The organism is Bacillus sp. GMa5/1, from assembly GCF_050172015.1.
Lineage (GTDB): Bacteria > Bacillota > Bacilli > Bacillales > Bacillaceae_G > Bacillus_A > Bacillus_A cereus.
This window is the reverse complement of sequence record NZ_JBNLYC010000182.1, coordinates 1-7,462: the sequence shown is the minus strand read 5'-3', so window position 1 is coordinate 7,462 and position 7,462 is coordinate 1. Positions and strand designations below refer to the sequence as shown.

Sequence of the window (7,462 nt, the reverse complement as noted above, 5' to 3'; positions counted from 1 at the left end):
AAAATGAAAGCTTGGTATATAGCTAAGAAAGATTTACTTATTCTTTTAAAGGATATTCCTGGTCTAATCTATTTATTTATTACACCTATTATAGTTATTGCAGTTGCTAGTTTTGCATTATCAAATGTATTTGATAGTAAGACAGAAAAATTCAAGATTCCTATAGTAGTAAATGATAATGGAGAACTTTCTAAAAGGGTTATTGAGGAATTGAAAAAAATCCCTGCCCTTGAGATAGAAGAAACTTATGAACTAAATGGTAAAAAGAAAGCATATACAGAAGAACAAGTGAAAAAGGAAGTTCAAACTAAAAAAGCGGCAATCGTCATCCCTAAGGATTTCACACAAAATGTATATTCAGGAACAGAGGCCAAAGTCATCATCATAGAAGATGAAGTTGATCGCATTATTCCAAGTGTTGTTTCAAATGCTGTAACTCAAATTGTGTCAGAAATACAAAGAGATATGACTAAAGAGATTGTAAAACAAGCCTCTGCCCAAATGGAAGTAAATGTGAAAGTAGAGTTTAAAAAATTAGCATCAGATAATGAACATAAACCTACTCCATTTGAATCTAATGTACCAGGATATGCCGTAATGTTTGTACTTTTAGGTACTGCTGCAGCTGCAGGTGCATTAGTAGAAGAGAGAGAGAATGGAACGTTAAGAAAAATTCTTACTTTACCTATTAATACATTATCAATCATTTTTGGAAAGATGCTCTCATGCTTTATAACAGCTATTGTTCAATGTGCAGTCCTTTTTAGCGTAGGACATTTTGTATTTGGAATGTGGCTAGGGAAAAGTGTATTAGGAATTATATTGCTAGTGATATGCACTGCATTTGCAGCTTCAAGCCTAGCAATTTTATTAGCTTCTATATGTCAAACAAGATCACAAGCAAATGGTATTTCTATTTTAATCGTGTTAACTATGTCTGCTTTGGGTGGATCTTGGTGGCCACTTTATATAGAGCCTGAATGGATGCAAAACCTAGCGCATATTACCATTACAGCTTGGGCAATGGGAGGCTTTAACGATTTATTAGTATATAACAAAGAGTTCTCCTCTGTTCTTATTCCATCAGCTGCATTAATTGGTATGGGAATTTTATTTTTAACAATCTCCATACAAAAATTTCGACGTTCTTATGAAAAGTAGGTGAAATAATTGTACTTAGTAAAAAATGAGGTGAATGTTCGTTTTGGGGAATGCGATCCTATGGGAATTGCTCACCACTCTCATTATTTTCATTGGTTTGAGCTGGGTAGGTTTCAAATGCTAGATATGACTGGTATAAACCAGTATTTAAAACAGGAAAAATTGTATTTTCCAATTATTGATATAGGATGTACCTACAAAAAATCAGCTCGTTTTCAAGACGACTTAATTGTAGAAACCTATCTTAAGAATGAAAGTAAAGTTTATATAGAATTTGTTTATAAATTATTCCGCAAGAGATGCCGAGTTTTGTTAGCAGAGGGATTCTCAAAACACGTTTTAACAAGGTCGAATGATCAATTAATCAGTAGATTACCAGAAGAAATTTTAGAAAAGCTTCAATTTGAAAATAGCGGGGGTGTCATATGATTACATTTATTTTTCCGGGACAAGGGTCTCAATCCGTAGGGATGTGTAAAGGGTATTTAGATAAATACCCAAACATATTTGTCCCATTATTTGAGGAAGCAAATGATACGCTAGGATTTGATTTAAAGCAACTATGTTTATATGGGCCAAGTGAAAAATTAATAGAAACCAGTGTTACACAACCAGCTATTCTTACGGTAAGCACAGGGATATCAAGAATTTTAAATTTGCACGGTATAAGGCCATCTAAAGTAGCGGGGCATAGCTTAGGGCAATTCTCCGCACTGGTAGAAGCAGGATCTTTACAATTCCAGGATGCATTATCCATTGTACGGAAGCGTGGTCAGCTGATGAGTAATGTAAAGCAAGAGGGGTGTATGTTAGGAATTGTGTCGAACACATATCAAACATTATTTGAAGTTGTAGAGGAATCTAAACAATATGAAATTGATATTGCTGCCTATAATTCCCCTACACAGGTTGTATTTTCTGGCGAGAGTAAGAGCATTCTTAAATTTCAAAAGGTACTAGATCAAAAAAATGGTATAAAAACTAAAATACTCTCAACTAGTCATGCATTTCACTCACGTTTAATGGGAGAAATGGTTCTTGAGTTTAAGGAGTATTTAAATTTATTTTCGTTAAAAAATGCTCAAATACCAATTGTTTTAAACTGTTCAGGAAAACCAAATACAGATAGAATCAATATTTTACAAGATATAGAAAGACAATGCGTAGATCCAGTTATGTGGCAAGATACTATCTACACTTTATTGAATAATGGTACGAAACACTTTATAGAAGTAGGTCCCGGAAATACTTTAACCAAGTTATGTCGCTCCTTTAAGCAGAACATATCTGTATCCTCTACAGAAACACCGATGTATTTAAAAAGAAGCCTTACTACAATAGAGAAAGAATTTAAGGGGGAACGGGTCTATGTTTAATGGAAACGAAGTAGCATTAGTTATCGGAGGATCACGAGGCATTGGTAAATCAATAACAATGGACCTAGCCAAACAGGGCTTAACTGTTTACTTTACGTTTCAAAGTAATCAAAAATCAGCAAATGAAATAGCAAATACTATAGGAGAAAAAGGTGGAAAAGCGTTTACTATGCATGTAGATATTACAAAAGAAGCCTCTATTCATAAATTGTTTCAACACATACGCTCAAAGGAAAAAAGAATAGATATTTTAGTAAATAATGCAGGAGTTATAAATGATGGATTTGCTGCAATGATGAGTGAGGAAAAGTGGGATCATGTGGTTGATTTAAATTTAAAAGGAACATTTCTTTGTTGCCGACAAGCATTAAGAATAATGATGAGACAGAAAAGAGGTTCTATTGTAAATATTACGTCGACAAGTGGAATAACAGGTGCAAGAGGTCAATGTAATTACTCTGCTTCAAAGGGTGGGGTTATTTCCTTAACCAAGACTTTAGCATTAGAAGGTGGGGAATACGGTATTAGGGTTAATGCTGTTGCACCTGGTTTTATAAAAACAGATATGACAAAAGGAATGGATCAACAGACATTAAAAAGGATGTTAGAACTAGTGCCGCTTGGCAGAATTGGGGATCCTAAAGAGGTAGCATATCTAACAACATTTTTATCCTCTAACTATGCAAGTTATATCACCGGGAAAGTTTTTACAGTGGATGGTGGATTAGTTAATGGCTAAAAAATAGATGATTTAATGACGAATTTTGAGTTAAACAAGGAAAAGGGGAAAACAGATGTTTACGTATGTAGAAACAAAAATTATTGCTGAAAAAAGAAAACAATTAACTACTAGAATTAAAGAAATTATAACTGAGAGATTAGATTTAGAAATCGAACCACATTTCATTACTGATGATCAGCCATTATTCGGAAGAGGCTTAGGAGTTGACTCCTTGGATGCATTAGAGCTATTTCTGGCAATTGAAGAGGAATTTGGCGTTGCAGTGTATGACGAGAATATGGCAGTACTAGGTTCTATTAATAAAATTGCTGATTTTATTGAAGAAAATAGGGAGGATGATGTGCAGTGAGACCGGTATTAAATGCAGATCAAATCCGAAATATCTTACCGCATAAATGGCCATTCCTTTTCTTAGATAAAGTTATTCAACTTGAGCCAGGAAAGAGTGGAATTGGTATTAAAAATGTAACTGTAAGCGAACCTTTTTTTGAAGGGCACTTTCCAAATGAATCAATTATGCCTGGAGTGTTAATTATTGAAGCTTTGGCACAAATGACGGCTGTTGTTTATGTTACAGGAGAACTAGCAAAAATAGATGCACATGGTGCATGTTCACCTAAAATAGATCCAAGTTCATATGTGGGTTATTTAGTTTCTGTACGTAATATGAAATTTTTAAAACCTGTAGTACCAGGAGACCAGCTAGAATTACATGTCCAAATTGGAAGATCACTTGGGGTAATCTCACAAGTGGAAATCACTGCTTATGTAGATAAAAAGAAAGTTGCTACTGGTAGTATTCAAGTTTCTAAAAGAGTTGAGGAAATATGATCCATGGTATGGATGTTCAAGTTCGTGAGTGTACAGAGGCAGACAGTGAGAAGTTAGCCCACTTTTATAATAAATATCAATATGGCCCCATTAAATATGGGTATCCCTTAAATAAGCAAGACATCAAGCAATTATTTAGGGAGCGGAAGATACAGTTATATTTAATTGCTGAATATGAACATGAAATTATAGCCAGCTTATTATTTTCTAGTTTATCAGGTCAAAGAGCAGCAACTTCAGATGGCACCTGGGCAGGATTCTTTTTAATCCATCCAGAATTTCGTTCGGGGAATATACCAGATAAATTATTTGCCTATGCAATTAAAAATCTTATTCAACAAGATATTAAGTATATTGATACAGAAGTGAATCCGGAAGATAAAGTAGCCATGGCACTTTATAAAAGAGTAGGGTTATATCAAACAAGTAGGTCGTATATAGACTATGATGGCTACTTAAATTTAAGAAGCTATTTACCTTATGTTATTAATTATCTGTTAGATGCATTTAAACCAATTATTTCAAAAAGTGACCAAGATATATGGCTATCTAGAGGTTGGAAAACAGTTAGGGGATTGAAATCCCTACGTTCTATTCAGAGTAACGCCATAACAAGAAATGGAATTGAAGTTGTAAAGTATGCTATTAATCTTGGAGCAAAAGATGTGAATTGTTGGGTTGATATAAAAAGTGAAAAAATTACTGAGGTAGAAACAGAACAAGTAAGATTCACTAGTTATATTTTAGAAGGAAACAATTTAATTGTTGGAGAGAAGATTCATATCTGTTATGTATATGAAAATCATTTTTCAAATCCTATTGAAGCTAGTATTACATCAAAGATAGGCGACGATTACTTAATTGATTTAAAGAAAACTTTTTATCCAAATAAAAAGTACGAGTGGGAAGAAGTAATAACAGTTACTAAGGAAATTGAGGGAGAACTTGTTACTAAGTTAAAAGCAAAAGAACTAGAACTAACTGTTCATTTTGGAGTAACCATAGCAAATCCGTTAGAAGTAAATGTTGCTAATCATCCTAAGTTAATTAATGGAAAAGAATCTGCATGTATCGTTAATGTAAAAAATAATTCTTTAGATAGATTAATTTACAAATTATTTATTCAACAAGGAAACCCTAAAATACTAGATTTCAAACCGTTAGAAAAACACCAAATTTGTATTATAGAGCCGGGTGAAATAAAGAAACATCCTATTTTATTGACTCCCCAAAAAATTGGTATCACTAATATGATATTTTCGGCTGTTAGTCATCAAAATAAAAGTATTGGGGAATTAAAGGCCATAATTCCGGTTCATACGCTTGGGAGAAATCATGTTTATGAAACAGAAGAATACTTGGTTCTAGAAAATATGTATATAACTGTACAAATAAGTAAAAGTACTGGTTGTTTATATATATATGACCTTAGAAAGCAGCAATTATTAGTAAAAGAAGCATGGCCAGATTTAGATTACCCATTTTTAAATGCAGTAAAAGAGCCGAAAGTAAATGAGCTGTCATGGGCAATAAAGTCTGATTCATGTTTTGAGATCATTCATAAGGCCACAAGATTAAAGAGAAGCATTTGTTTTTTGTCAGATAAGATAGTTCAAATAAAAGATTTTGCACAAGAAGGAAAATATATAAAGATATACCCTTGGTGCATGTTATATGATGCGAAGATGACGGTACCATTAAAGAGTGGATTAGTTTCTAAACCTATGGTATATGGTGAGTATCCATATGCACTACATGACTATGAATTTGTAAACCAATTCGATCTACCTAGTCATCCAGACATGTATGAGCGAAATTATACATTGTTTGAATCGCAAAATATTAATATTGGATTCATATGGAAAGGAAATATAGAGCGTATCCTATTTGGATTAAGATGGATGCCAGCGGTAATATTTACACGGAATGATAAAGAAAAATGTATAACAAAAACGCACTATTATACTTTATGTTCTCGTGATAGCAAAGATGAAGTAGAAGAAATCTATAACGATATTACTAGTCATACATCCAAATTTATATCTAATAAGATTCCGTACTCAATTGAGACTGACCAATTTCATATTATAAATGAAAACGGGGAATTTTATATTCACGGAAGCCTAAAAAACTTATTTTCTTCCATATTAAAGGGGAAATTAACATTGGTTTTCCCTCAGATACCTTACGAACAACATTTGTTTATACAAGACATTGATTCCATAAGCAATTTTGATTTTGAATTTAATGGAAAGGTTAAATGGTCAAAAGCGCATTATGCCACACTTACGTATCAAGATGACTTAAATGGAAATACGATAACTAAAAATATATATCTTTTCCCTAAAGGAAGAAATGAATTAACATATAACGAAAAAAAGCAGGAATATTTAGTTCAGAATAACGTACTAGACATAATGATTAAGGTAAACCAAAGTAGTAAAATAACAGAATTTATGTATAAAGATAAAGAGATTTTAAAAGGTAAATCAGCATTAAATTCTTATAATTTTTTACCTGGTTTGATGATACCAACGGTTCAATCTTGTACTCCAGATTGTAGGGAAGATTTGAGTATTAATTCCATACATCTCAAGAACAGTGCCAATTCAATAGTAGTAAAAGAAAATACATACAGGGAATTCATTCATCAGATCTTCTGTCAATCTAATGAATCGAAAGTTGGATATACAACTGTATTTGATTTACCAATTTTACAAGTACAAATGAAAAATCTACAAAAAGAGAAGATGAAAGCTAATGTCTTTCATTTATTCTGGGAGAAAAAAGGGAAAACAAAAATTAAAAAGATTTATTATTGGCAGAACGGAGAGCAAAATACATTAATACCAAATGACAAACAAAGAAAGATTTACTTAGATAAGAAGGTAATTCTCGAATTATCTAATGGGTTATACGTATCTATTTTAGCACTATCTCATAATACAAAATGCTTTATATACGAGTGGCCAAAGAAAGGTATGCAAATCGGTATATATGATAATCAGAACGAATTTTATGATGCAGATATTCGCTTTAATATTGCAGTTGGAGAAACTTTACTTGATAGTGAATACTTTTCGCAAATTTTATTAGAGGGGAATATGACATGAAAGTATTGTTTATTGCACCTAGTCACTTTAGCATTGGTGAGTTGCACAATGCCTTATGTCTAGCGAAACAAATTGAAGAGGATGGAGAAGTATATTTTTTAACAAGTGAAAAATTCTTATGGTATGCCAGTAAATCTGTAGCAAATGTTAGATCACTAACAAAGGGGCTAAAACAAAAAGAGGTTATAAAACAAATCAATAATTCATTTCAACCTGATGCTATTGTTTTAGCTGATTAC

At 32.6% G+C, this 7,462-nt stretch carries 7 protein-coding genes and 1 pseudogene; all 8 read left to right on the top strand.

Translation table 11 applies throughout. From position 1 onward, the window contains the following. Positions 1-3: 3 nt before the first annotated feature. Positions 4-1,161 (top strand): ABC transporter permease, encoded by a 1,158-nt coding sequence (locus ACQGSG_RS24580; protein ID WP_000649290.1) that lies wholly within the window; start codon positions 4-6, stop codon positions 1,159-1,161. Between the two features lie 9 nt (positions 1,162-1,170). Next, positions 1,171-1,590, top strand: coding sequence for an acyl-CoA thioesterase (locus ACQGSG_RS24575; protein ID WP_097861647.1), 420 nt, complete (start codon positions 1,171-1,173; stop codon positions 1,588-1,590). Next, positions 1,587-2,537, top strand: coding sequence for an ACP S-malonyltransferase (locus ACQGSG_RS24570; RefSeq protein ID WP_426948226.1), 951 nt, complete (start codon positions 1,587-1,589; stop codon positions 2,535-2,537). The genes ACQGSG_RS24575 and ACQGSG_RS24570 overlap by 4 nt, the downstream gene beginning before the upstream one ends. Beyond that, positions 2,530-3,276 (top strand): 3-oxoacyl-[acyl-carrier-protein] reductase, encoded by a 747-nt coding sequence (fabG, locus tag ACQGSG_RS24565; RefSeq protein WP_426948224.1) that lies wholly within the window; start codon positions 2,530-2,532, stop codon positions 3,274-3,276. Before ACQGSG_RS24570 ends, fabG begins: the two co-directional genes overlap by 8 nt. A gap of 55 nt (positions 3,277-3,331) precedes the next feature. Continuing rightward, the gene (locus tag ACQGSG_RS24560; RefSeq protein WP_000495741.1) at positions 3,332-3,628 is read left to right on the top strand and encodes an acyl carrier protein; all 297 of its coding nucleotides are present in this window, start codon (positions 3,332-3,334) and stop codon (positions 3,626-3,628) included. After that, the gene (gene fabZ, locus ACQGSG_RS24555) at positions 3,625-4,110 is read left to right on the top strand and encodes a 3-hydroxyacyl-ACP dehydratase FabZ (RefSeq protein ID WP_065705800.1); all 486 of its coding nucleotides are present in this window, start codon (positions 3,625-3,627) and stop codon (positions 4,108-4,110) included. Before ACQGSG_RS24560 ends, fabZ begins: the two co-directional genes overlap by 4 nt. After that, a complete protein-coding gene (locus ACQGSG_RS24550) occupies positions 4,107-7,223 on the top strand; it encodes an N-acetyltransferase family protein (protein WP_426948221.1) in 3,117 nt (1,038 codons plus the stop codon). Before fabZ ends, ACQGSG_RS24550 begins: the two co-directional genes overlap by 4 nt. Continuing rightward, positions 7,220-7,462: pseudogene (locus ACQGSG_RS24545) on the top strand (DUF6365 family protein); the annotation flags it as partial. The gene ACQGSG_RS24550 and the pseudogene ACQGSG_RS24545, both read left to right, overlap by 4 nt.

Excerpts from the sequence above, each read along its gene's own strand:
- fabG (WP_426948224.1), top strand. The coding sequence starts at position 2,530 with ATGTTTAATGGAAACGAAGTAGCATTAGTTATCGGAGGATCACGAGGC.
- ACQGSG_RS24570 (WP_426948226.1), top strand. The coding sequence starts at position 1,587 with ATGATTACATTTATTTTTCCGGGACAAGGGTCTCAATCCGTAGGGATG.
- ACQGSG_RS24560 (WP_000495741.1), top strand. The coding sequence starts at position 3,332 with ATGTTTACGTATGTAGAAACAAAAATTATTGCTGAAAAAAGAAAACAA.
- ACQGSG_RS24580 (WP_000649290.1), top strand. The coding sequence starts at position 4 with ATGAAAGCTTGGTATATAGCTAAGAAAGATTTACTTATTCTTTTAAAG.
- ACQGSG_RS24550 (WP_426948221.1), top strand. The coding sequence starts at position 4,107 with ATGATCCATGGTATGGATGTTCAAGTTCGTGAGTGTACAGAGGCAGAC.